The organism is Paramylibacter ulvae, from assembly GCF_014652655.1.
In the GTDB taxonomy this organism is placed as follows: domain Bacteria; phylum Pseudomonadota; class Alphaproteobacteria; order Rhodobacterales; family Rhodobacteraceae; genus Amylibacter; species Amylibacter ulvae.
Window position 1 is genome coordinate 167,282 of the sequence record NZ_BMZF01000004.1, and the last position, 22,290, is coordinate 189,571.

The following is a 22,290-nucleotide window of genomic DNA, read 5'->3' on the forward strand; positions in this document are numbered from 1 at the left end:
TCTACGCATATTCTGGGGCGGCGATTTGATCGCCCCAGAACCCCAATACCCAAACACATATTTACAACTCTAACTTGACAGGTGACGGCGATGAACGCGACGCTTACACGATGGCTCCAGGCACCTTCAATTATCCTTCTGTTTATCTGGATGATTGTCCCGCTGAGCCTGACAGTTTACTTTTCAACCATCCGATACAATCTTTTGTATCCAGAGCGCACAGGCTTTATCGGGCTTGATAACTATCGTTTTTTCTGGACCGATCCAGCGTTTATGCCCGCATTGCTCAACACACTTGTTTTGGTTGGCTCTGTTTTATTCATCACGGTTATTTTGGGCCTGACCATTGCCGTGCTGATTGATCGCCCGTTTCGTGGCCGCAGTATTGCACGTGTTATGTTGATCTCGCCGTTTTTCATCATGCCAACGGTTTCTGCCTTGGTTTGGAAAAACATGTTGATGGATCCAAACAACGGCCTGTTCGCAGCCCTTGCTAATGCGTTGGGTGGCACACCGATTGAATGGCTTCAGGATTTTCCGCTTTTGTCGATTATCATCATGGTCAGCTGGCAATGGACGCCATTTGCGATCCTGATCTTCATGACATCCCTGCAATCCCAAGACCAAGAACAAAAAGAAGCGGCAACGCTTGATGGCGCGGGTTTCTGGGCACAGTTTCGCAACCTAACCTTGCCGCATCTGGCGCGTCCAATTGCGATTGTGATCCTGATCCAGATGATTTTCCATCTGGCAATTTTCGCAGAAATTTTCGTGACAACCAGCGGTGGTCCAGGGGTTCAATCTACAAACCTGACCTACTTGATTTATATCCAGTCTCAACAGGCATTTGATGTCGGTGTTGCGTCTGCCGGTGGTGTCTTTGCAATCATCCTCGCCAATATTGTTGCGATCTTCTTGATCCGTGCAATTGGCAAAACGCTGACGGTGTAATCATGACAGATAAACAAAGAGATATCCTTAAGAACCGTATCGCAGTTTTCTTTGCTTGGGTTGCCGCATTGGCATTCTTTTTCCCAATCTTCTGGATGGTGCTGACAGGGTTTAAAACCGAAAATCAGGCGATTGCCATTCCGCCATTGTTGTTCTTTGAACCGACATTGGAAAATTACACGGAAATTCAATCGCGCATGAATTACACGCATTTTGCGATGAATTCGATCATCACATCCTTTGGCGGAACGCTTTTGGCATTGTTGATCGCAATCCCATCCGCATATTCCATGGCGTTTAACACGGGTCGCTGGACCAAGGATATTTTGATGTGGATGCTTTCCACCAAAATGTTGCCTGCGGTGGGTGTGTTGATGCCGATCTATCTGATCTGTCAAAAATTCGGCCTGTTGGATTCGCGCACGGCTTTGGTGGTTATCTATGCAATGATGAACCTTCCGATCGTGATGTTGATCTTGTTCAACTATTTCCGCGAAATCCCCAAGGAAATTTTGGAAGCATCACGCATGGATGGCACATCCACATTGAATGAAATCCGCCAAGTGGTGATGCCGCTTGCATGGGGTGGCATCGCGTCCACGGCACTGTTGTCGATCATTCTATGCTGGAACGAAGCATTCTGGTCGATCGTTTTGACAACAACAGAAGCCAGCACATTGACCGCATTTGTTGCATCATTCCAAGCACCCGAAGGGTTGTTCTGGGCCAAAGTATCCGCCGTATCAACACTGGCCTGTGCGCCGATTGTGGTATTCGGCTGGTTGGCACAAAAACAATTGGTGCAGGGTCTAACCTTTGGTGCGGTGAAGTAATGTTAAACGCTGCCCCCACAGATTTGTCAGGGAAAACCTGTATTGTGACTGGTGCCAATGGTGGCATCGGACAGAGCACGGTTGAACATTTTCTGGCAAGCGGTGCATCGGTCTGTGCAACAGACATCGGTGACACCTATGCGGGGGCAGCGCATGCATCTCTTTCTTATCAACCGTTTAATTTGCTGGATGACCAAGGATTGCAAGATTGCATTGCATGGACAGCATCCATCAAACCCGACGTGTTTTTCAACAATGCCGCAATTTTCGATATGGGTTCGGTGTTAGACGCGGATTTAAATCAATTTGATCGCCTGTTCGGCCTGAATGTGCGTGCATTATACGCATTGATGCAGGCAGGCGCGCAATCAATGGTAAAGCATGGCCAAAAAGGTGCAATTATTAACATGGCCAGCCAAGCTGGGCATCGTGGCGAAGCCTTGGTCGCACATTACTGCGCCACCAAAGCCGCGGTCATCAGCTATACTCAATCCGCCGCATTGGCATTGGCGCCCCATCATATCCGTGTGAATGCAATTTCACCGGGGGTGATTGACACACCCATGTGGGGGCATGTTGATGCGTTATTTGCGAAATTTGAAGACAAGAAACTGGGACAAAAGAAACAAGAGGTCGGCGATGCCGTACCGCTTGGCTATATGGGAACACCGCGCGATGTGGCGCGTGTGGCATTGTTTTTGGCAAGCGAACAATCCAATTACATGACCGCACAAACATTATCTGTGGACGGGGGGAATGTATTGCGATGACACGTTCACCAATCCTTGTCCCTGAATTGGAAATCATCCCAGAACAGGACGATAGCCTGATTTATCTTGAACATGGCTGGCCCAACCCGTTGTGCCGCTGGCACAGTCACCAAGAATGCGAATTGCATCTGATCTTGGCAACAACTGGGCGGGCATATGTTGGCGATTATATCGGTGATTTTGCGCCCGGTGGTTTGTTTTTAACTGGTCCTCATTTGCCCCATAATTGGATCACAGACGAGGTGTGGACAGAACCCGTCGAAGAGCGCGATATGGTGATCCAGTTTGACCAAGACCGCTTGATGCAATTGATCAAAGCATTCCCCGAATTCGCGGGTATTAATCAGGTGCTCAAAGAGGCTGAATCAGGTTTGGAATGGAATGGTTTTGATCTTGGGGATATGCAAGAACGCTTTGCCTATATCCGCGACAACACTGGGTCAAATCAGATCATGGCATTTCTTGATTTCTTGCTGGAAATTTCACGCAACAAGGATCGAAAAACCCTGTCTGTGGCGAAATTATATCACGAAAACCGCAATCCGCGTCAGATGAAAATCTGCGAGGTGGTTGATTACATCGTGGAACGTTTTGCCGATGATATTTCGGTGGAAAAAGCGGCGGATATTGCGGGCATGTCACCCACAACGTTTTCGCGCAATTTTCGCACCGTGACGGGCAATCGTTTTGTGGAATTCGTCAATCGCGTGCGCATCGGTCAGGCCTGTAGCCTGCTTTATGCCACCGATGAACAAGTCTCGAGCATCTGTTTTGATGTTGGTTATCAAAACCTTGCCAATTTTAACCGCCACTTTCAAAAAATGAAAAACATGACACCCTCAGAATATCGCGAATTGGCTCAGGACGAGCTGTTGAAAACGGAACGGAGCGCGTCATGAACAGACAAACAACGCCGCGCTTATATGAAACAAATTACGACCACTCTGCGTTGAAAACGGGCGTGTTGCACCTAGGATTTGGTGCGTTTCATCGCGCACATCAGGCGATCTATTTTGACGATTATATGCAACAATCGGGCGATCTGGCTTGGGGTATTACGGCGGTAAATTTGCGCCGTGAAGAAACCGTAAATTTTGCCAAGAATAACGCCGATGGCGATGGTTACATTGTCAAAAGCATGGCATCTGATGGTGGCCAAGAATTCCGCCGTGTGCGTTCGCATAACGGATTTATCGACTGGCATACGCAAACCGAACAGGCCGAAAATTTGATGGCCGCACCATCGGTGCATGTGGTGACAATCACCGTCACCGAAAGCGGATATTATCTCGATGCTAATGGCGTTCTGGACGCGCATGATACGATTATTGCCAATGAATTATCGGGCCATGGCAACGCCACAGTCTATGGTTATTTACAACAAGGTTTGCAGCGTCGCAAAGATGCCGATAATGGCGGTTTAACCGTGATGTGTTGTGATAACATTCGTCAAAACGGCAAGATGTTGCGCGCCAATTTCCTACGTTATTTGGAATTGTCAGGGGCGGCTGAATTGCGAACTTGGGTCGAACAAAACTGCACGTTCCCTTGTTCGATGGTGGATCGTATCACACCGCGCAGCTCGCAAATTTTGATTGATGAAATTCAGTCCCTGTTTGGGGACAACCCCATCGCACCCGTGATGGGCGAAGATTTTACACAATGGGTGATCGAAGATAACTTTGCCGCGCAAATGCCCGATCTTGGCCTGGTTGATGCAACCGTCACCCGTGATGTTGCCCCCTACGAAGAAGCGAAAATTCGCATATTGAATGGCGGGCATACATGCTTGACCTATCTTGGCGCGTTGAAAGGGCATGAAACCTTTGACAGTGCGATGAATGATGCCGAATTATTTGAACATTTCTGGGGTTATACCCATGACGAAGTTTTACCTGCACTGACGATTGATTTGCCGTTCGACAAAGAACAATATCTGCAAAAAATCATTGCACGGTTTAAAAATGCATCCATTGGGGACACGGTGGAACGTATCTGTGCCGATGGATTTTTGAAATTCCCAATTTTCATTTTGCCCACCTTGCGGGGCTGTTTGAAACAAGGGGTTTTCCCAAAACATGGCGTGCGTGCCATTGCCAGCTGGTATGTGTTTGCGAAACATATTGATGCTGGACATATGAATATCCAATACGCAGAACCAAATTGGGACCGCCTGCAACCGATGTTATCGGACGCAGGGTTGGATGCGTTTATCAACGCCACAGAATTATGGGACAATTTGCCAAACGACTATCCCGAATTTAGCACGCAGCTATCCGCTGCAATAAAGGAAATGGAGCTGACATGGCCGGTGTAACAATAGAAAACTTGCGAAAATCATATGGTGATATCGAAGTCATGCATGGCGTCGATCTGAATATCGAAGACGGCGAATTCGTTGTGTTCGTGGGGCCATCTGGCTGTGGTAAATCAACGCTTTTGCGCATGATTGCGGGGCTGGAAGAGGTCACATCAGGCACGGTTGCGATTGGCGATCAGGTGGTGAACGATGTTGCCCCGTCCAAACGCGGTGTGGCGATGGTGTTTCAAACTTACGCACTTTATCCACATATGACCGTGTTTAAAAATATGGCCTTTGGTTTGATGCAGGCGAAAACACCAGAAGACGAAATCAACCGCCGCGTGACGCAAGCCGCCGAAATTTTGCAGATCACAGATTATCTGGATCGCAGCCCACGTAACCTGTCAGGTGGTCAACGCCAACGTGTGGCCATCGGCCGTGCGATTGTTCGCGACCCAGAGGTTTTCTTGTTTGACGAACCTTTGTCCAACCTTGATGCGGCCTTGCGCGTGCAAACACGTCTTGAAATCAAACGTCTGCACGAACGCCTGCAATCTACGATGATTTACGTAACACACGATCAGGTCGAAGCGATGACACTGGCCGACAAAATCGTTGTTCTGCGCGATGGGTATATTGAACAGGTCGGCTCGCCACTTGAATTGTACACCCGTCCTGCCAATCAATTTGTGGCCGGTTTCATCGGTAGCCCGCAAATGAATTTTTTCGAAGCGGATGATTGCAACAATAAAAACGCGAGTGGCAATATAACTGGCGTGCGCCCAGAGCACCTCACGCAAGTGAAATCAAAGGGTATGATCCGCGGTAAATTGGAATTGGTCGAACAGATGGGCGAATTTGCATTGGTTCACCTGTCCACACCCAAGGGTGTAATGTTTTCGGCAAAAATGCCACAGCCACCAACAGAAAAACTAGGTGAAACGCTTGAGTTTAATGCAAATTCTGCCGATTTGATCCATCTGTTTGATCCTCAGTCAGGACTACGTATTGAATAATGAAACCAGTGGAATTTTTGATTTTCGGAGAGGCGTTATTTGATCTCTTTGTAACGCCAACAGATAATCCCGCCGTGCCAAATGTTGTGGCGCGTGCGGGTGGCTCGCCGATGAATGTGGCGATTGGATTGTCACGCCTGAATTGCGCATCTGCTTTTTTATCCCAGATTTCAAACGATAATCTGGGCACTGGGTTGATGGAGTTATTGGCAAACGAAGGCGTTAATCTGAATTATCTGGCACGAACAGATTGTGTAACAACGCTCAGCGTGATCGCAACCGATGCCACGGGGCAGCCAAGTTATAGTTTTTACACCCAAGGTGCGGATGGCACATTGAGTGTGGATGACTTGCCCGATTTGCCCGATTCCATCCGTGCGCTTCATTTTGGATCATATGCGCTCGTGCTGGGTGAAACGGCGGATACCGCACATGCCTTGGCACAACGCGAAAAACATCGCCTGATCACGCTTGATCCCAACATCCGCCCAACGATTGAATCTGATCCCGCGGTCTGGATTAAACGGATCGATGCATTAATGCCCTATGTTGATGTGGTAAAAATTAGTGATGAAGATTTGCGTATCTTACACGGGGATGATTGCGATCTGGAACACCATGCGCGCTCATTTTTGAACCAAGGCGCAAAGCTGGTGTTTTTAACCCGTGGTGGTGATGGTGGTCAGGTATTTAGCGCCGCGCATGATTTTCAGGGTAAGCCGCCCAAAATCACCGTGGCGGACACGGTTGGGGCAGGGGACACATTCATGGCGATGTTGCTTTGTGAATTGGTAAAAACAGACGATATCACGGATGCTGATTTCATGGCGGCGACGCTTGAAAAATGTCTCTATGCGGCGGCGATCACCTGTACACGAGTGGGGGCAGATCTGCCCTATTTGGCTGACCTAGATATCTCGCTTTAATCTCATCATATTTTGGCGCGATTGGGATCATATCGCGCCAAAATTCAAGGCCAAATTTTACCACCATTTCGAAATAACTAGTTATTTCATTTACGATATGCCCATGCCATTTGGAAACTGGCAAGGCAAGGCGTCAAAAGACTTTGACTTTAGGATCAAATCAGCTTCCCTTATGGACACAATTCGATAAATCTAGTTATGTCGAACATGTCTAAACTCCAAGGGTATCAGATACCTAGTTATCTAAATTTGACGGAAAATTATCTTTTAAATTGAATGGCTTGTCTGTGATGCAAGGCGATATATGCGCCAAGCGTTTTACGCAAACATAACTTTGCGAAGCATGTTAAGCGCCACCAAAATTAAAAATATCGCGAAAACGTGTTTTAGTGGTTTGGGATTCAACCGATGCGCAAGGTTTGCGCCAATCGGAGCTGTCAATGTTGTCATACAGATCACCACAAAAAAAGCAGCATAATTTACATAACCAAGCGTGAACGGTGGCAAGCCAGTTTCGGGCGGTTGGCGCATCAAAAACAACAATACAGAGGGTAGGGCGATAATGACCCCAAACCCCGATGCCGTCGCCACCGCGCGGTGAATGGGAATGCCATGCAATGTCATCAATGGAACACCAAAGCTGCCCCCGCCAATGCCCATTAGGACGGATAAAAATCCCACAACGGGGCTAAACACTGATCGCCAAAATAGATTGGGCATCACATCGCCCAACCGCCATTTCGCATTGCCAAATGCCATGTAGAAACCGATGCAAATGCCCAGAACCCCGAATAATAAAACCAATGTATCTGATCGCAACTGTGCCGCAATCAGAACGCCGATTAATGCGCCGATCACAATGCCCGGTGCCCATGTGCGTAAAACCGACCATTCTACTGCACCCTTTTTGTGATGGCTTAATAATGATCGCAGCGATGTCACGATGATGGTTGCCAATGATGTTGCCAAGCAGATCTGCATGATTTGCGGATTGTCATATCCCAATCCTTGGAACGCGTAGTAAAATGCGGGTACCAATACGATGCCCCCGCCGACCCCCAACAGCCCTGCCAGAACGCCCGCCACTGCGCCGATGGCCAGCAATAATGCCAAAACAGGTAACAAAGTTAATACATCCATCACGCCGCTCCCGTTTATGCGTCAATCGCCGCCGTTTGAATGTTCAAAACGCGGTTAAGCGCATCTTGCACAACCTGCGCATCTGCGCCAGTTTTATGTGCGTTTTCAGACAGGTGGCGTTTCCAATGGCGCGCACCTGCTTGCCCGCTAAACAACCCCAACATATGGCGCGTGATCTGATGGAGCTTACCACCGTTTTCGATGTGATTGGTGATATATGGAACCATTTCCCCCACAATTTGTGGCGCGGTTTTACCCAGCGGATCGTCAAAAATTACATCATCAGTTTGCCCTAAAATCGCCAGCGGATTATGATACGCCTCGCGCCCGATCATTGCGCCGTCAAGGCCGCGATCAATATGCGATTTCGCCTCTGCCAAGGTTTTTAAACCACCGTTCAAAACGATTTCCAAATGGGGATTGTCCGCCTTTATCTGATGCACCAAATCGTAATTCAAGGGCGGAATATAGCGGTTTTCCTTGGGGCTTAATCCATCAAGCCAAGCCATGCGTGCATGAATGGCAAAGCTATTAATCCCTGCTGCCGAAACACGGGCGATAAAATCGGGCAAAACGTCTTCGGGGATTTGATCATCAACACCAATGCGGCATTTTACGGTGATTTTCGTACCACCGCTTGCCTCGATCATTGCTTGCACACAATCGGCAACCAGATCGGGCTGTTTCATCAGTACTGCGCCAAATGCGCCCGATTGTACGCGATCAGACGGACAACCAACGTTTAAATTCACCTCGACATAACCAGCATCAACACCCATTTTCGTTGCTTGCGCCAATTGATCTGGGTCCGATCCGCCGATTTGCAACGCAACGGGGTGTTCTGCCACATCAAATGCCAACAGACGCGGCGCATCTCCGTGGATCAGCGCAGGCGCTGTGACCATTTCGGTATAAAGCAACGCGTGGCGCGACATCAGGCGGTGGAAATAACGACAATGACGATCCGTCCAATCCATCATCGGGGCCACAGAGAGACGTGCAGCGGGGTGTAGTTTGCTGGATTTTGATATTTTGGTTGTCAACATTTTACCTATTTGGCGTGCTTGAAGTTCAATCTGAACTTTGCGCGCACTTTATGCGCAATGATGTGTTTCATTAACACTCATTCGGGGGGCGATTCCACCGTGAATATTTGCAAATGTGATTATCAATCATTGCCCCATGCAAGTTTAGCTTTTGTTTACCAATTCCCGCTAAACCAAAACAAATGGATAGTATTGATAAAACCGCACAGGTATTTCATGCGCTGTCACATCCGCGCCGCGTGATGATTTTGCGCTGTTTGATGGGGCGGAGCAACGAACCGATTGCGGTTGGGGCGTTGCAGCGTGAAACGAAAATTCCAGCGGCGTCATTGACCCATCATTTGCAAATCATGGAACGATCGGGGGTATTGGTGCAAAAAACCAAGGGGCGGTTTACGTTATATACGCTTGATGCGAAAATCTTGGCGCGGGTTTTGGGGCACGTGCAAAACCAGATCGATATGGGCATCGGCACAGATCACATCGAACCGGTAGTGTGTCATGAAGTTGACGCAAAACCAAAGATACCAATGCCAATGGCGCCACCACCACCGACGAAACGGTTTTTGGGGTTGCGTGGTTAACGATTGCGGCCGCGTCGTTTGCCTTTGATCGCGCTGGCGCGCGTTGGCAGGGTTTCCTTTAACGCGATGCGCGCATCGTCATCCATGCGTGACCAGCCCGCGATTTCATGGCGTGTACGATAACAGCCCATGCAAAAACCCGATGCTTCGTGAATAACGCATAGCTTAACACAGGGGCTTTCGACTTCGTCGCGTTTCCACACTTCGCCCAGATCGTTTTCGCTCATGTGGCACGCAAATGTGCCAGACGATCTAGCACCCCTTGCAAGATATACCCCGCCGCAACATGATCGATCAGCTCGGCACGTTTGGCGCGTGACATATCGGCCTCTAACATCGCGCGTTCTGCGGCGACGGACGATAATCGTTCATCCCAAAACCCAATGGGTAAATCACAACGTGCGGACAGGTTGCGGGCAAATGCACGGGTTTTTTGGCAACGCGGCCCTTCGGACCCGTCCATATTGCGCGGCAATCCCAAAATCAGACCGCCCGCATTGGTTGATTTGATAATCACATCCAACGCATCCGCATCCAGTCCGAATTTCTTGCGCTTAATGGTTTCGCGTGGTGTTGCCACCGACCACAATGTATCGGAAACAGAAACGCCCAGCGTTTTATCCCCCAGATCAAGCCCCAACAGGGCGCGATGCGCAGGGATCGCGCTTGCGAATTCTTCGATTGAATCAAATACGGCCATTCCACCGACATAGTTGCTATTGTTGGAATACGAAACCCCAAACACGACCCTGTTATGTCGGAAAATCCATAGTTTATGCCGTTGTGCAGAATTGCCAAAACGCCCCCGATTTGGCACAAGGGTGGCTGAATTCACGCCACAGGTTGATCACATGAAACGATATTCCGCATTTGCAATCGCTCGCGAGGCCGCACGTTATCACACAGGTTGGGAACGCGCATGGCGTTCACCCGAACCAAAATCGCATTACGATGTGATCATTATCGGCGCGGGCGGGCATGGTTTGGCCACGGCGTATTACCTTGGCAAAAACTATGGCATTACCAATGTCGCGGTGATTGAAAAAGGTTGGCTTGGCGGGGGGAATACAGGGCGCAACACCACGATTATTCGCTCGAACTATCTGCAAGACCCATCCGCGGCGATTTACGAAAAAGCACGCTCATTATACGAAACCATGAGCCAGGATTTGAATTACAACGTGATGTTTAGCCCACGTGGCGTGATCATGTTGGCGCAAACCGAACATGAAATTCGCGGCTATCAACGCACAGCGCATGCCAATGCATTGCAAGGTGTGAAAACCGAATGGATTGGCCCAGAACGTGTGAAACAACTGGTGCCGATCATCGAATTATCCGGCCCGCGTTACCCTGTTTTGGGTGGCCTGTGGCAATCACGCGGGGGCACGGCGCGCCATGATGCGGTTGCATGGGGTTATGCGCGCGCCTGTTCGAATATGGGCATGGATATAATCCAACAATGCGAGGTCACGGGCATTGATAAATCGGATGGCAATGTGACGGGCATTCAAACCACCAAAGGTGCGATTAAATGCAACAAACTGGGCATGGTTGTTGCGGGTAATTCGGGGCATCTGGCCGATATGGCGGGTTTCCGTTTGCCGCTGGAATCTGTGGCATTACAAGCGCTCGTATCTGAACCGATCAAACCTTGTATGGATGTGGTGGTCATGGCCAACACGGTGCATGGTTACATGTCCCAATCGGACAAGGGCGAAATGGTGATTGGTGGCGGCACCGATGGATTTAACAATTACACCCAGCGCGGATCGTTTCACCATTTGGAAGAAACCGTTCGCGCACTGATCGAAACATTTCCGATGATTTCACGCCTGAAAATGCTGCGCCATTGGGGCGGGATTGTGGATGTAACGGGCGATCGATCCCCGATCATTGGCACAACACCACTTGGCAATTGTTATATCAATTGCGGCTGGGGCACGGGCGGGTTCAAGGCGATCCCCGGATCAGGCTGGGCCATGGCAGAGGTCATCGCCACGGGCGAGCCACAAGGGCTGGCCGCCGAATTTGGCCTCAATCGTTTCCAAGAAGGACGCTTTATCGACGAAAGCGTGGCCGCAGGGGTGGCGCATTGATGGAAAACCGTGGTTACAAAAATACATATGAAATAGGTGCGACATGCTAATCCTAACCTGCCCAAATTGCGGTATCGCCGCGGATGAAACGGAACTTCACGCCGATGGTCAGGCGCATATCACGCGCCATGGCGCAGGCGCATCTGATGATGATTTGGAAACCTATCTGTTCATGCGCAACAACCCAAAGGGTGTGCATTTTGAACGCTGGCGCCATGTTTATGGCTGTGGCAAATGGTTTCACGCCGCACGCTGCACCATGACGCTAGAGGTGTTTGGAACATACCCTGCGCAAACCTTGGAACCACCCAAAGAGTTGGTTGCCAAAATCAAGAAAAAACGCCCCGATTGGGAAGGGTTTGTAAAATGAGCACACGCATTCAAACAGGTGGTCGCCATCTGGATCGTTCCAAGCAGGTGCATTTTAATTGGGCTGGCAAACAGCTTACGGGATACGGCGGTGATACATTGGCATCAGCACTGCTTGCCAATGGTGAATTGCTGGTCGGGCGTAGCTTTAAATACCACCGCGCACGTGGATTGATCGCATCGGGTGCAGAGGAACCAAATGCGCTGGTCGGTTTGGGAACAGGTGCAAAATTTGAACCCAATCAACGCGCCACCACGACCGAGCTGTTTGATGGATTGGTCGCAAAACCCCAAAACGCATGGCCAAGCCTTGCGTTTGATGTGGGCGCGATTAACAAAATGATGTCGCGGTTTTTCCCTGCGGGTTTTTATTACAAAACATTCATCCATCCGCGTTTTGCGTGGAAACATGTGTTTGAACCGATCATCCGCAAGGCGGCGGGGCTGGGTGCAGCACCCACTGAAAAAGATGTGGACCGTTACGAATATTTTTACGCTCATGTTGATGTTTTAATCATCGGTGGCGGCATTGCGGGGCTGGCATCCGCATTGGCGGCGGGGCAGGCGGGTGCGTCTGTTTTGCTGGTCGAACAAACCGCGCATTTTGGTGGTCGCGCCGTGGTGGATGGCGTTGATGTTGACGATGAAGAGGCCGAAATCTGGGTCGAACAAACCCTTGCAGCATTGCGCGAAATGCCAAATGTGACCATTCGCAATCGCACGATGGGGGCGGGTGTGTACGATCATGGCTATGCCACCGTTTACGAACGTATCACCGATCATGCGCCAAACATGGATACACCACGCCATCGGTTGTGGAGGGTGCGCGCTGGGCGGATTATCACCGCAACGGGTGCGATTGAACGCCCGCTGTCATTTGCGGGTAATGATATTCCAGGTGTTATGTTGGCGGGGGCTGTGCGTGATTATCTGGTGAATTATGGCACGAGCCTCGGTGATCGCGTGGTGATCGCCACCAATAATGACGATGCCTATCGCAGCGCAATCGCCTTGGTCGAAGCAGGATTGGACGTGCCCGCCATTATCGATGCGCGCACAACAGCGGATGGCGAATTGCCAACGCTGGCGCGCGAAATCGGCATTCGTGTGGAAACCGGCAAGGCGATTTCATCGGTGAAGGGCAACAAACACGTCACGGGCGTTGGTATCTGTTCGCAAGCGGGTGAGGGTGGCGAGCTGGAAGAAATCAAATGCGATGGCGTTGCCATGTCGGGCGGCTGGTCGCCCGTGGTGCATCTGTGGTCACATTGTGGGGGCAAGCTGAATTGGGACGCGGATCAATGTATGTTCCGCCCCGATCCAAACCGCCCACCGCTTGGCCACGATGGCGCTGGGTTTGTGCATGTTACAGGCACGGCGAATGGGTATCTTGATGCGGCCGGCGTGATGGAAGATGCGATCAAAATCGGCAAATTGGCCGCCAAGGAAACAGGGCATAAACCCAAGGCAACCAAAGTGCCAAGCGTCTTTAGCGCGCCTGAAAACCCGATTGAACCGATCTGGCAAATGCCCCAAGGCATGAGCCGCAAATTACAGATGAAAACATTCCTTGATTATCAGAATGATGTGAAAGTGTCCGATGTACGCTTGGCCGCGCAAGAGGGGTATCAATCGGTGGAACACACCAAACGATACACGACACTTGGCATGGCGACGGATCAGGGGAAATTATCTAATATCAACGGTTTGGCGATTTTGGCGGATAGTTTAAACGCCGAAATTCCCGCCGTGGGCACCACCACATTCCGCCCGCCGTATCAGCCCATTTCAATGGGTGCGATTGCAGGGGATGCACGCGGTGAATTGTTCAAACCCATCCGCCAGAGCCCGATGCATCATTGGATTGATAACAACGGTGGGTTCTGGGAACCCGTCGCCGATTGGCGCCGCCCGTATTGTTTCCAACAGAACGGCGAAAGCGTTGGTGATGCGGTCACACGCGAAATTCTGAACACGCGCCAAAATGTTGGCCTGTTGGATGCATCCACCCTTGGCAAAATCATTGTGAAGGGTCCCGATGCGGGTAAATTCTTGGACATGATGTACACAAATATGATGTCCACGCTCAAGGTCGGGCGTTGTCGTTATGGATTGATGTGCACCGAAAACGGATTTTTGTCTGATGATGGCGTGGTTGCGCGCATTGATGAAGAAACATTCCTGTGTCACACCACATCGGGCGGGTCTGATCGCATTCATGCTTGGATGGAAGAATGGCTTCAAACCGAATGGTGGGATATGCGCGTTTACACCGCCAATGCCACCGAACAATACGCACAAATCGCGATTGTGGGCCCCAATGCGCGCAAAGTTTTGGAAAAAATTGGCGGCATGGATGTAAGCGCGGATGCTTTGCCATTCATGGCGTTTAAGGATGGCGAATTGGGCGGGATCAAGGCGCGGCCATATCGCATCTCTTTCTCTGGTGAATTGTCATATGAAATTGCCGTTCCAGCATCACAGGGTCAGGCATTTTGGGATATGTGTATGGAGGCGGGTGCCGAATTTGGCATTCAGCCATACGGCACCGAATGTTTGCACGTGATGCGCGCGGAAAAAGGGTTCATCATGATTGGTGATGAAACTGATGGTACGGTGATCCCACAGGATCTGGGCCTGTCATGGGCCGTATCCAAGAAAAAGGACGATTTCCTTGGCAAACGCGCCCAACAGCGCAGCCATATGGTTGATCCAAAACGCTGGCGGCTTGTCGGGTTAAAATCGGTGGAGCCAAATGATGTGATCCCCGATGGGGCCTATGCCGTTGATGGCACGGTGCGCGACAATGGTGTGAAACATATGATCGGGCGCATCACGTCCAGCTATTTTTCACCAACGTTGAACCATGCAATTGCCATGGGGCTGGTAGAAGATGGGCCAGAACGCATGGGCGATATCATTGATTTCCCCACCACCGATGGGCGGGTGATAAAGGCGGAAATCTGTGACCCAGTTTTCCTTGATCCAGAAGGGACACGTCAAAATGTCTAATGCAGTAACGGCGCTGAATGGCGCGAAATATAGCGGCTTGATCGACATTGCGGATGCTGGTCTGATGGGGATGATTACCCTGCGCGGCGATCTGGCGTCCGCTGCAATGGCCAAGGTTGTGAAATCCATCACGGGTGCAAAAATGCCCAAACCACGCGGTGTTGAAACGGCGGGGAAGGGTTCGGTTGCATGGATGTCGCCCGATGAATTGCTAATCATGGTGGATTACCCAGCCGCCGATGCGGCGGAGGCGAAAATCACAGACGCATTGTCAGGCCAACATCATCTGGCAGTGAATGTGTCCGATGCCCGCGCAGTGTTTGATCTGACTGGCGATCATCTGCGCGATGTTTTGGCCAAGGGCAGCCCGACCAATTTAAACCCCGATGCATTGCCGATCGGCGAGGTGCGCCGCACACGTTTGGGGCAATTGGCGGTTGCATTTTGGTTTACGGATGAATCGGCGGCGAAACTGGTTTGTTTCCGCTCTGTTGGTGATCATGTTTTCAAATGGCTCGCGAATGCAGCGCAAAATGGCAGTTCGCCTAATTTTCATTCAGATATGCGTTGAAGTGACGCTAGGTTATGCGTCAGGCGCATAGCGGTTTTGAGAATTTGTCCGATGTAACCCGTGCCGAATGATCCTAAGTTTGTAGCAAGCAGACAGAAAGGAGCCTTTGATATGGCACAGTCTTTGACAAAAATCGATAGTTCAGATCTTGAATACATGGACATCTTCGCAATTGAACGCGCCGCCGCAGAAATGCGCGCAGAAACAGTTCGCTCTGGTGCAGTTGCATTTAAAACATGGTTAAAAAGCATTAACTTGTCTTTCTTACCAACATCACGCAACGCGCATTAATCACGCGTGCAGATGATTATTTGAAAGGGGCGCGTCAACGCCCCTTTTTCTTTGGCTGCGAACAGGCTAAAGCGGGCACATGACAGATACTTCTTTGCCCATTGTGCGCATGCGCCCCAACAAATCGCCCCAGCGGGTGCGTTTTGGTTTCCCTTGGATTTATAATGACGAGCTGGTCTTGGATCGCCGTGCCAAAAACATACCCGCAGGGGATTTGGTTTTGGTACAGGACCATGATCGCCGCCCCGTTGCGGTTTGCGCGTTCAACGCCAATTCCAAAATCACCGCGCGTGTTTTGGCATTAGGGGATACATTTACGCTGGATCAGGATTGGTTCGTGCAAAAATTAAGATATGCGGCGCAATATCGCGATCGGATGTTTGATAAACCGTTTTATCGTCTGATCCATGCGGAATCTGATGGCATGCCGGGTGTGATCATTGATCGTTTTGGTGATGCATTTGTCGTGCAACCCAATGCGGCATGGGCGGATACACGCATGGATATGATCGCCGCCGCATTGCGCGAAGTGTTCAACGCCGCCGTGATCGTGAAAAACGCTACAGGGCGTGCGCGCACGCTAGAAGGGTTGGATGAAGACACCGCCGTATTGCACGGCGCAATTGATGCTCCCATCGCAACACCGATGAATAATGCGACTTATATGGCCGATCTGTTGGGCGGGCAAAAAACGGGGTTGTTTTACGATCAACGCCCAAATCATGCATTTGCCGCAAAGCTTGCCAAGGATGGCGATGTTTTGGATGTGTTTAGCCATGTTGGCGGATTTTCATTGGCCGCACTGGCCGCTGGTGCAAAATCAGCGCTGGCTGTGGATGCCTCTGCACCTGCATTGGAATTGGCAAGCGCTGGTGCAAACGCATCGGGGCAAGGTGATCAATTTTCAACAGAGCGTGGTGATGCATTTGATGTGATGGCCGCCCTGGCCGAAGCGGGGCGCCAATTTGATCTGGTGGTCTGTGATCCCCCTGCATTTGCGCCTGCGAAACCTGCGCTTGATAAAGGGTTGCGTGCATATGAACGTGTCGCACGTATGGGTGCGGCCTTGGTCAAACCAGGTGGGTTTTTGGTGCTGTGTTCTTGTTCACATGCGGCTGATCTGGCCAAATTTCGTACGGCCAGTTTGCGCGGCATGGGTAAATCTGGGCGCAGTGGACAAATCATTCATGTGGGCGCTGCGGGTGCGGATCACCCTGTGCATCCACATCTGGCCGAAAGCAGTTATCTTAAATCCATATTCCTGCGGTTAAACTGATGCGGATGGTGTTGGATGCATGTGTTCTGTATCCAACAGTAATGCGCGAGGTTTTATTGGGCGCGGCATCCAAGGGATTATTCACGCCACTTTGGTCGGTGCGAATAATCGGTGAATGGCAACGCGCAGCCGTGCGCAATGGTGATGACATTGGCGCATCTGCGGGTGTTGAAATCGCGCTGTTGGGTGCGAATTGGCCAGATGCCAGTGTGACGATTGATAAATTTGTTGGCGATGAAATCTGGTTGCCGGACCCCGATGATGTGCACGTGTTACAAGCGGCCATAGCGGGACAGGCGGATGCGATCATCACCGCCAATATCAAGGATTTCCCAACACGGGTTTTATCAAACCACGGCATATTGCGCCGTGATCCCGATGGTTTTTTGTTGGAGCTCGCGCAAAATCACCCGACAGAAATGGATGGGGTCGTAGGCGATGTTCTGGCACGCGCCATTGCAATTTCTGGCGAAGATCAGGATTTGCGCAAATTGTTGAAACGCACACGTCTGCCACGGCTTGCCAAATATATGGCAGCGCGGATTAACTGATCCCGTTTTTCCAAGCGCCCTCATTCGCCTCGATCGCGGCGATGCGGTCTGCGGTTTTGGGATGGCTTGCCGTCCATGCCAATGGTCGTCCACCTACACCGGTTAATTTATCCAGCTTTAAAAACAGGCTTTTCTGTCCTGCTGTACCGATGCCCGCTTTGGTGAGCAGGGCGGATGCGTATTTATCCGCCTCGTATTCATCTGTGCGCGACAGGCGCGCCGCCAACAGTGAGGTCAGCATATTGGCGATATAAACGCCAAGCCCGGGCAAAAAACGCCCCAGCACCATGATAATCACCATGCGAAGCGCATTTTGCCCCGAAAAATCGATCATGCGACGGCGCGAATGTCCCAGTGCCACATGGCCCAATTCATGGGCGATAACACTGGCAAGTTCATCTGCGCTCACCTCGCCATCCTTGTATTTGTTGAAAAATCCGCGGGTGATGAAAATACGCCCATCGGGCGCAGCCAGCCCATTGATTGGATCAATTTCATAGATATGAACCTTGATCCGATGCAGATCAATCGCATCCGCCATACGTTTGGTCATCGCCGATAATGTCGGATCATCCAACACAGTTGAATGTTCATCCAGTTCGCTGCGCAATCGGCGCGACGAAAAGAAATACATCAACAGACCATAAAGAACGGCCAATAAGATCGGCGTGAATTTTATCATGGTTTGAATATGGGGTGGGGCGCGTGATTGGACAAGGTGTTTGCGAACACTTGCGCGTTATGCGCTGACCGCGACCCAGCCAAGAATGATCGCAACCGCCAACCCGATCAGACCAAATGCAATGGCATGACCCGCGGCGTATTGCAATTTATCCAATGTGTTCCCGCCGCGTTTGGTTGCGCGAAACCAGCCAAGGATCACCCCGATGATGGCTGCAATGATTGCTGTGTACATTGATTTGATCCCTTGTGGTTATTGCGCTGTTCTTTTGGACAAATCAGCGGCCAAGCGCAATAGCTTTGACGCATCTGTGCGATTGCCAAATGCGTATGGTCCCCATGCGGTGACGGCGGCGCGTGCATCATTTGCCGCCGCAATATTGCCCGTGGCATCCCCCCATGATGCCCGCAAGGCTAGCAATTGCACCAACAGTGTCGCATTTTCATGGCGTCGCGCGGTTGCGATTGCGGGTTTCAATACCGCATCCGCCAGCGCATGTTTGTCCGCAGACAATGCCAATGATGCCATTTGCACACTGGCATGTGCGGTGTGAATGTCATTTTCACCAAAAGCGGATTTAAACAAATTATAGGTTTGAGCAAACCCTTGCGCGGCACCCGATTGTTGTGCATCGGCCAAAATATCGGCGCGGATATATTGTGCAAATCCTTGGCGCGTGGGGCCATATCCAAATGAAACGCTGGCGTTTACTGCGCCGTTTGCCCCGCGCAGACGTAGCGCCAAATCATTGCCTGTGTTTTGCGCCAAGCGAATATCATTCACCCAAGCACGCGATGTGGCGGGGCGTGGATTGCTGATATCTGTTTGACCAAGGGGGTTCAACGCGGCCAAGATTTTTGGCAAGCGTGCGCTGACCTGTGCCGATGTCATGCCAGATTGCAAATCAGCACTGTAAAGGCTGCGCAATACCAGCATATCAAACGAGGTCAGGATCAGATGAAAATCATCATCGTTAAACACCGAATCCGACAAGTGATAAAGATCGTTTAGGGGGCCAAGTGCTTGTGCCAGTTCTTCGTGCAGACAATCGCGCATCACTTGTGGTGTGGCATCATCGGGGATCACGATTACAATCTGTTCGCGTGTGGTCTGATTTTCCCAGCGTAGCGACGGATCAGTGCGGCGTTTGCGATATTGGGCGAAACTTTCAACATTGGGGGCAATGAAACAAACCTTGTTTTCGACACCGCGCATTTGATTGCCGTTGACGATGTCAATGTGAATATTTGCACCCGTTGAAACGCTGGCAATATCAATGTTCGCCTCACTGCGAATGCGTGTAATCAGGTTTTTCAAATCTTTGCGCAAAACGGCGGGTGCGTGCCCAACAAACCCAACCCGCACGGGCGTTTCAAATCGGGTGAACACGGGCAAGCGTTGACCGTTTTCCAATGCGAATGTCAGATCAAGGATATCACCCGCAATATCCCCGTTTGATCGTGCCACACCACGGGGATAATTTTGCGCACTAAAGGATTGCGCACCGCTTCGCGTGTTTAATTGGGGGGCGTCGCCACAGCCCACCAAAAACAGAGCCAAACAGATGATCAGATATTTCATAGCGCGATATCGTATTTCAAAAATGGCGACAGATGCGCCACCTTATCATAAAGCGCGCGCGCATCTGTGTTATCTTTCGCCGTCAGCCAGTAAACCTGTTTCAACTGATCCGATTTTGCCTGATCCACGACGGCGGCGATCATCGCACGCCCAACGCCCAGATTGCGCCCATCGGGATGCACGTAAAGATCATTCAGGTAACAACGTTTTTCAATATCCCAAAAGCTGTGATGATACAGGTAATTCACCAACCCAACCGCGCGATCACCATCAAATGCAATCAGCGAATACATGTCTTTTTCAGGGTCTAAAATTCGCGCCCATGTTGCATCGTAAACCGCGTCGGTGCGTTCTGTTTTATAAAACGCAAGATAGTCGCGCCATAGACGCCGCCATTGTGATTCTATCAAAGGTTGAGCAATCTTGAGCGCAACGGCCATGTGACATCCTATTCAAAGTTTAAATTGCATTTCAATTGTTTAGCATGTGCAAATCAAAAAACAGCAAATTCTGCAAGTTTTCGAGCGCACATTCAAATGTTCACGCTGATTCAGGGGTGACAATTCAATAAGTTTCCGTTACGTACCGACCAATTGCAATGGGTTCTACCCCAATGTGTGGGTGACAAGAATGAAAGTTAATGCAGTGTTAGATAAAAGCTATCAACCGACTGACGACGAAGAATTCATGAATGACCGTCAGGTCGAATATTTCCGCGAAAAATTAGAACAATGGAAAGCATCCTTGCTTTCAGATTCCAAAGATACCATCGAAGGCATGCAAGAAGGCACACGCAATATTCCAGACGTGGCCGATCGCGCATCAGAAGAAACAGATCGCGCGCTTGAATTGCGCACCCGTGATCGCCAACGCAAATTGGTTGCGAAAATTGATGCAGCATTACGCCGTATCGAAGATGGATCATATGGTTATTGCGAAGCAACAGGCGAGCCGATTTCATTGAAACGCCTTGATGCGCGCCCCATCGCGACACTCAGCCTTGAGGCACAAGAGCGTCACGAGCGCAAAGAAAAAGTCCACCGCGACGATTGATCATTGGATCATGTGAAAATTCAAAACACCGACGTTTGCGCGTCGGTGTTTTTTTATGTCTGATCGTTACATTGCATCACACGCATTCGCTGCGCTATGATCTGGGTAACATACAAAATAACCATCGGGGTGCGCCATCATGTCGGGAATTGCAATGCTTGTGATTATCCTTGTTCCCGCCTGTATTCTGGCGCTGATTTTATGCCGTAAACCCATCAAATCCGCACTGTCACGCGTTCCCCTAACCGCCAAAGGATGGGTCATTTTGAGTGCTGGCGCGCTGATATCCATTGTGGCGTTCCTGTGGTGGGCTTTCCTCAATTCGCTTGCGTGTGGCTATACGCTTTCGGGGGATTGTTCCACTAATTGGTTGGTCGCGGGAGCGATCTTCAATTTCTGGACACCGTTTTTAATTGGACTCGTGATATGTTGCACTGCGTTTTATGTGGGTAAGAAAACGTGACTATTTTCGATGGGGCAATTGCGTGTAAATTTCTGCAACCTTTGTGTGATCTATTTCAAACCACTCTGTACCTATGCCGTCAGTAACATGCAGATTTTCACTTTTCATATGACGATGAAATTCAGTTTCCAATTGACCTGCATCATCGGTACGAAAAATGGTACGTATTCTTGGAATACCTGCATTGCCAGTTCCATACTGCGAAAGAACTCTTGTCGCCACGGAGCCGAGATCAGAACTAGTGTGCTTCCCGATTTTCGTATAACTATGCCCGAGCTCATCCAATAAACTATCGGTGTAGGTATAAACTGCCTCTTTTCCCTTCCCAACAAATTCGTGGGTTTGCATTGCCTTGTCGCGCATTTCTGCCTGTCGTCGATTGCTTCCGTGAATGATCTCAAGGTCTGCGCTGTACTCGAGAAATTCGTTGTCCAAACTCCACTCAGTTAATTCATTGTTAGTTTTGTTGTGTTTCACCGCTCCACCCTTTACGAAGCCGTTTTGGATCAAACAAAAAATAGATGTGTCGCGAATGTCTCCATCCCAGCCATTACCATTATCGATCCAAAATCCCTCGCCTAGTTGATCTCTGTAGCGTGCGATCGCCTCATCGGTATTTAATGGAGGATTATTGTTGAGAACATCTTTAATGATCAGATCGGCGGCTCGTTTCTGCAACGGGCGCATCGCACGTACAATGTCTGGGTCTCTAGTATACTTTGGTGTTTTATCCATATGAATCCCTTTCAACTCAGATATCAAACTAACGCTGGT

The 22,290-nt window shown here is 50.1% G+C and carries 25 protein-coding genes; 16 read left to right on the plus strand and 9 right to left on the minus strand.

From position 1 onward, the window contains the following. The first annotated feature begins 90 nt into the window (after positions 1-90). From IE094_RS09355 to IE094_RS09385, 7 genes are read left to right on the plus strand one after another with little or no spacing between them, the layout of a single operon-like run. Positions 91-951 (plus strand): carbohydrate ABC transporter permease, encoded by an 861-nt coding sequence (locus tag IE094_RS09355; RefSeq protein WP_099592562.1) that lies wholly within the window; start codon positions 91-93, stop codon positions 949-951. 2 nt (positions 952-953) lie between these two features. Continuing rightward, the gene (locus IE094_RS09360) at positions 954-1,784 is read left to right on the plus strand and encodes a carbohydrate ABC transporter permease (RefSeq protein ID WP_189640432.1); all 831 of its coding nucleotides are present in this window, start codon (positions 954-956) and stop codon (positions 1,782-1,784) included. Further along, positions 1,784-2,554: an SDR family oxidoreductase gene (locus tag IE094_RS09365; protein WP_189640433.1), complete on the plus strand. Its 771-nt coding sequence runs from the start codon at positions 1,784-1,786 to the stop codon at positions 2,552-2,554. Before IE094_RS09360 ends, IE094_RS09365 begins: the two co-directional genes overlap by 1 nt. Then, the gene (locus tag IE094_RS09370; RefSeq protein ID WP_189640434.1) at positions 2,551-3,453 is read left to right on the plus strand and encodes a helix-turn-helix domain-containing protein; all 903 of its coding nucleotides are present in this window, start codon (positions 2,551-2,553) and stop codon (positions 3,451-3,453) included. Before IE094_RS09365 ends, IE094_RS09370 begins: the two co-directional genes overlap by 4 nt. Further along, a complete protein-coding gene (locus tag IE094_RS09375) occupies positions 3,450-4,871 on the plus strand; it encodes a mannitol dehydrogenase family protein (RefSeq protein ID WP_189640435.1) in 1,422 nt (473 codons plus the stop codon). The genes IE094_RS09370 and IE094_RS09375 overlap by 4 nt, the downstream gene beginning before the upstream one ends. After that, a complete protein-coding gene (locus IE094_RS09380; RefSeq protein WP_189640436.1) occupies positions 4,859-5,872 on the plus strand; it encodes an ABC transporter ATP-binding protein in 1,014 nt (337 codons plus the stop codon). The genes IE094_RS09375 and IE094_RS09380 overlap by 13 nt, the downstream gene beginning before the upstream one ends. An 8-nt stretch (positions 5,873-5,880) precedes the next feature. Continuing rightward, complete coding sequence (locus IE094_RS09385) at positions 5,881-6,798, plus strand: carbohydrate kinase family protein (RefSeq protein ID WP_229802213.1); 918 nt, start codon at positions 5,881-5,883, stop codon at positions 6,796-6,798. Between the two features lie 318 nt (positions 6,799-7,116). Here the strand turns inward: IE094_RS09385 and IE094_RS09390 are convergent, their stop codons facing one another. Further along, positions 7,117-7,941: a sulfite exporter TauE/SafE family protein gene (locus tag IE094_RS09390; RefSeq protein ID WP_373295868.1), complete on the minus strand. Its 825-nt coding sequence runs from the start codon at positions 7,939-7,941 to the stop codon at positions 7,117-7,119. Between the two features lie 11 nt (positions 7,942-7,952). Continuing rightward, entirely contained in the window at positions 7,953-8,984 is a 1,032-nt protein-coding gene (gene dusA / locus IE094_RS09395; RefSeq protein WP_189640439.1) for a tRNA dihydrouridine(20/20a) synthase DusA, read from the minus strand. A 182-nt stretch (positions 8,985-9,166) separates the two neighbouring features. Here dusA and IE094_RS09400 point away from each other — a divergent pair, with 182 nt between their 5' ends. Further along, positions 9,167-9,568 carry an ArsR/SmtB family transcription factor gene (locus tag IE094_RS09400; RefSeq protein ID WP_189640440.1) on the plus strand — a complete coding sequence of 134 codons (402 nt, stop codon included), beginning with the start codon at positions 9,167-9,169 and terminating at the stop codon, positions 9,566-9,568. Here IE094_RS09400 and IE094_RS09405 read toward each other — a convergent pair. Both IE094_RS09405 and ruvX read right to left on the minus strand, forming a co-directional pair. Next, entirely contained in the window at positions 9,565-9,795 is a 231-nt protein-coding gene (locus IE094_RS09405; RefSeq protein ID WP_189640441.1) for a DUF1289 domain-containing protein, read from the minus strand. The two genes, IE094_RS09400 and IE094_RS09405, sit on opposite strands and share 4 nt — an antisense overlap. Beyond that, on the minus strand, positions 9,792-10,268 hold the full coding sequence (gene ruvX, locus IE094_RS09410; RefSeq protein ID WP_189640442.1) for a Holliday junction resolvase RuvX: 477 nt from the start codon (positions 10,266-10,268) through the stop codon (positions 9,792-9,794). Before ruvX ends, IE094_RS09405 begins: the two co-directional genes overlap by 4 nt. Positions 10,269-10,419: 151 nt before the next feature. Here ruvX and IE094_RS09415 point away from each other — a divergent pair, with 151 nt between their 5' ends. The 7 genes from IE094_RS09415 (at position 10,420) to IE094_RS09445 (ending at position 17,737) form a co-directional block, all read left to right on the plus strand. Beyond that, positions 10,420-11,667, plus strand: a complete 1,248-nt coding sequence (locus IE094_RS09415; RefSeq protein WP_189640443.1) for a sarcosine oxidase subunit beta family protein — start codon at positions 10,420-10,422, stop codon at positions 11,665-11,667. A 43-nt stretch (positions 11,668-11,710) separates the two neighbouring features. Then, the gene (locus IE094_RS09420) at positions 11,711-12,037 is read left to right on the plus strand and encodes a sarcosine oxidase subunit delta (RefSeq protein ID WP_189640444.1); all 327 of its coding nucleotides are present in this window, start codon (positions 11,711-11,713) and stop codon (positions 12,035-12,037) included. Then, positions 12,034-15,048, plus strand: a complete 3,015-nt coding sequence (locus IE094_RS09425) for a sarcosine oxidase subunit alpha family protein (RefSeq protein ID WP_189640445.1) — start codon at positions 12,034-12,036, stop codon at positions 15,046-15,048. Before IE094_RS09420 ends, IE094_RS09425 begins: the two co-directional genes overlap by 4 nt. Beyond that, positions 15,041-15,619 (plus strand): sarcosine oxidase subunit gamma, encoded by a 579-nt coding sequence (locus tag IE094_RS09430; protein ID WP_189640446.1) that lies wholly within the window; start codon positions 15,041-15,043, stop codon positions 15,617-15,619. The genes IE094_RS09425 and IE094_RS09430 overlap by 8 nt, the downstream gene beginning before the upstream one ends. A gap of 111 nt (positions 15,620-15,730) precedes the next feature. Further along, a complete protein-coding gene (locus tag IE094_RS09435) occupies positions 15,731-15,910 on the plus strand; it encodes an RSP_7527 family protein (RefSeq protein ID WP_189640447.1) in 180 nt (59 codons plus the stop codon). Between the two features lie 79 nt (positions 15,911-15,989). Further along, positions 15,990-17,186 carry an RSP_2647 family RNA methyltransferase gene (locus IE094_RS09440; protein WP_189640448.1) on the plus strand — a complete coding sequence of 399 codons (1,197 nt, stop codon included), beginning with the start codon at positions 15,990-15,992 and terminating at the stop codon, positions 17,184-17,186. Further along, positions 17,186-17,737 carry an RSP_2648 family PIN domain-containing protein gene (locus IE094_RS09445; RefSeq protein WP_189640449.1) on the plus strand — a complete coding sequence of 184 codons (552 nt, stop codon included), beginning with the start codon at positions 17,186-17,188 and terminating at the stop codon, positions 17,735-17,737. Before IE094_RS09440 ends, IE094_RS09445 begins: the two co-directional genes overlap by 1 nt. Here IE094_RS09445 and IE094_RS09450 read toward each other — a convergent pair. The 4 genes from IE094_RS09450 to IE094_RS09465 are packed head-to-tail and all read right to left on the minus strand — an operon-like array spanning position 17,730 to position 20,440. Continuing rightward, positions 17,730-18,419 (minus strand): M48 family metallopeptidase, encoded by a 690-nt coding sequence (locus tag IE094_RS09450; protein ID WP_189640450.1) that lies wholly within the window; start codon positions 18,417-18,419, stop codon positions 17,730-17,732. The genes IE094_RS09445 and IE094_RS09450 overlap by 8 nt on opposite strands. Positions 18,420-18,476: 57 nt before the next feature. After that, positions 18,477-18,653: a hypothetical protein gene (locus IE094_RS09455; RefSeq protein ID WP_189640451.1), complete on the minus strand. Its 177-nt coding sequence runs from the start codon at positions 18,651-18,653 to the stop codon at positions 18,477-18,479. 18 nt (positions 18,654-18,671) lie between these two features. Next, the gene (locus tag IE094_RS09460) at positions 18,672-20,000 is read right to left on the minus strand and encodes a DUF2927 domain-containing protein (protein WP_189640452.1); all 1,329 of its coding nucleotides are present in this window, start codon (positions 19,998-20,000) and stop codon (positions 18,672-18,674) included. Continuing rightward, the gene (locus IE094_RS09465; protein ID WP_189640453.1) at positions 19,997-20,440 is read right to left on the minus strand and encodes a GNAT family N-acetyltransferase; all 444 of its coding nucleotides are present in this window, start codon (positions 20,438-20,440) and stop codon (positions 19,997-19,999) included. Before IE094_RS09465 ends, IE094_RS09460 begins: the two co-directional genes overlap by 4 nt. 190 nt (positions 20,441-20,630) lie before the next feature. On the opposite strand from IE094_RS09465, the gene dksA reads away from it, so the two are divergent. After that, on the plus strand, positions 20,631-21,053 hold the full coding sequence (dksA, locus tag IE094_RS09470; RefSeq protein ID WP_189640454.1) for an RNA polymerase-binding protein DksA: 423 nt from the start codon (positions 20,631-20,633) through the stop codon (positions 21,051-21,053). A gap of 463 nt (positions 21,054-21,516) precedes the next feature. Here the strand turns inward: dksA and IE094_RS09475 are convergent, their stop codons facing one another. Then, entirely contained in the window at positions 21,517-22,251 is a 735-nt protein-coding gene (locus IE094_RS09475; RefSeq protein WP_189640455.1) for a GIY-YIG nuclease family protein, read from the minus strand. Positions 22,252-22,290 lie beyond the last annotated feature (39 nt).

Excerpts from the sequence above, each read along its gene's own strand:
- IE094_RS09355 (WP_099592562.1), top strand. The coding sequence starts at position 91 with ATGAACGCGACGCTTACACGATGGCTCCAGGCACCTTCAATTATCCTT.
- IE094_RS09360 (WP_189640432.1), top strand. The coding sequence starts at position 954 with ATGACAGATAAACAAAGAGATATCCTTAAGAACCGTATCGCAGTTTTC.
- IE094_RS09365 (WP_189640433.1), top strand. The coding sequence starts at position 1,784 with ATGTTAAACGCTGCCCCCACAGATTTGTCAGGGAAAACCTGTATTGTG.
- IE094_RS09370 (WP_189640434.1), top strand. The coding sequence starts at position 2,551 with ATGACACGTTCACCAATCCTTGTCCCTGAATTGGAAATCATCCCAGAA.
- IE094_RS09375 (WP_189640435.1), top strand. The coding sequence starts at position 3,450 with ATGAACAGACAAACAACGCCGCGCTTATATGAAACAAATTACGACCAC.
- IE094_RS09380 (WP_189640436.1), top strand. The coding sequence starts at position 4,859 with ATGGCCGGTGTAACAATAGAAAACTTGCGAAAATCATATGGTGATATC.
- dusA (WP_189640439.1), bottom strand. The coding sequence starts at position 8,984 with ATGTTGACAACCAAAATATCAAAATCCAGCAAACTACACCCCGCTGCA.
- IE094_RS09400 (WP_189640440.1), top strand. The coding sequence starts at position 9,167 with ATGGATAGTATTGATAAAACCGCACAGGTATTTCATGCGCTGTCACAT.
- IE094_RS09405 (WP_189640441.1), bottom strand. The coding sequence starts at position 9,795 with ATGAGCGAAAACGATCTGGGCGAAGTGTGGAAACGCGACGAAGTCGAA.
- ruvX (WP_189640442.1), bottom strand. The coding sequence starts at position 10,268 with ATGGCCGTATTTGATTCAATCGAAGAATTCGCAAGCGCGATCCCTGCG.
- IE094_RS09415 (WP_189640443.1), top strand. The coding sequence starts at position 10,420 with ATGAAACGATATTCCGCATTTGCAATCGCTCGCGAGGCCGCACGTTAT.
- IE094_RS09420 (WP_189640444.1), top strand. The coding sequence starts at position 11,711 with ATGCTAATCCTAACCTGCCCAAATTGCGGTATCGCCGCGGATGAAACG.
- IE094_RS09425 (WP_189640445.1), top strand. The coding sequence starts at position 12,034 with ATGAGCACACGCATTCAAACAGGTGGTCGCCATCTGGATCGTTCCAAG.
- IE094_RS09430 (WP_189640446.1), top strand. The coding sequence starts at position 15,041 with ATGTCTAATGCAGTAACGGCGCTGAATGGCGCGAAATATAGCGGCTTG.
- IE094_RS09435 (WP_189640447.1), top strand. The coding sequence starts at position 15,731 with ATGGCACAGTCTTTGACAAAAATCGATAGTTCAGATCTTGAATACATG.
- IE094_RS09440 (WP_189640448.1), top strand. The coding sequence starts at position 15,990 with ATGACAGATACTTCTTTGCCCATTGTGCGCATGCGCCCCAACAAATCG.
- IE094_RS09445 (WP_189640449.1), top strand. The coding sequence starts at position 17,186 with ATGCGGATGGTGTTGGATGCATGTGTTCTGTATCCAACAGTAATGCGC.
- IE094_RS09450 (WP_189640450.1), bottom strand. The coding sequence starts at position 18,419 with ATGATAAAATTCACGCCGATCTTATTGGCCGTTCTTTATGGTCTGTTG.
- IE094_RS09455 (WP_189640451.1), bottom strand. The coding sequence starts at position 18,653 with ATGTACACAGCAATCATTGCAGCCATCATCGGGGTGATCCTTGGCTGG.
- IE094_RS09460 (WP_189640452.1), bottom strand. The coding sequence starts at position 20,000 with ATGAAATATCTGATCATCTGTTTGGCTCTGTTTTTGGTGGGCTGTGGC.
- IE094_RS09465 (WP_189640453.1), bottom strand. The coding sequence starts at position 20,440 with ATGGCCGTTGCGCTCAAGATTGCTCAACCTTTGATAGAATCACAATGG.
- dksA (WP_189640454.1), top strand. The coding sequence starts at position 20,631 with ATGAAAGTTAATGCAGTGTTAGATAAAAGCTATCAACCGACTGACGAC.
- IE094_RS09475 (WP_189640455.1), bottom strand. The coding sequence starts at position 22,251 with ATGGATAAAACACCAAAGTATACTAGAGACCCAGACATTGTACGTGCG.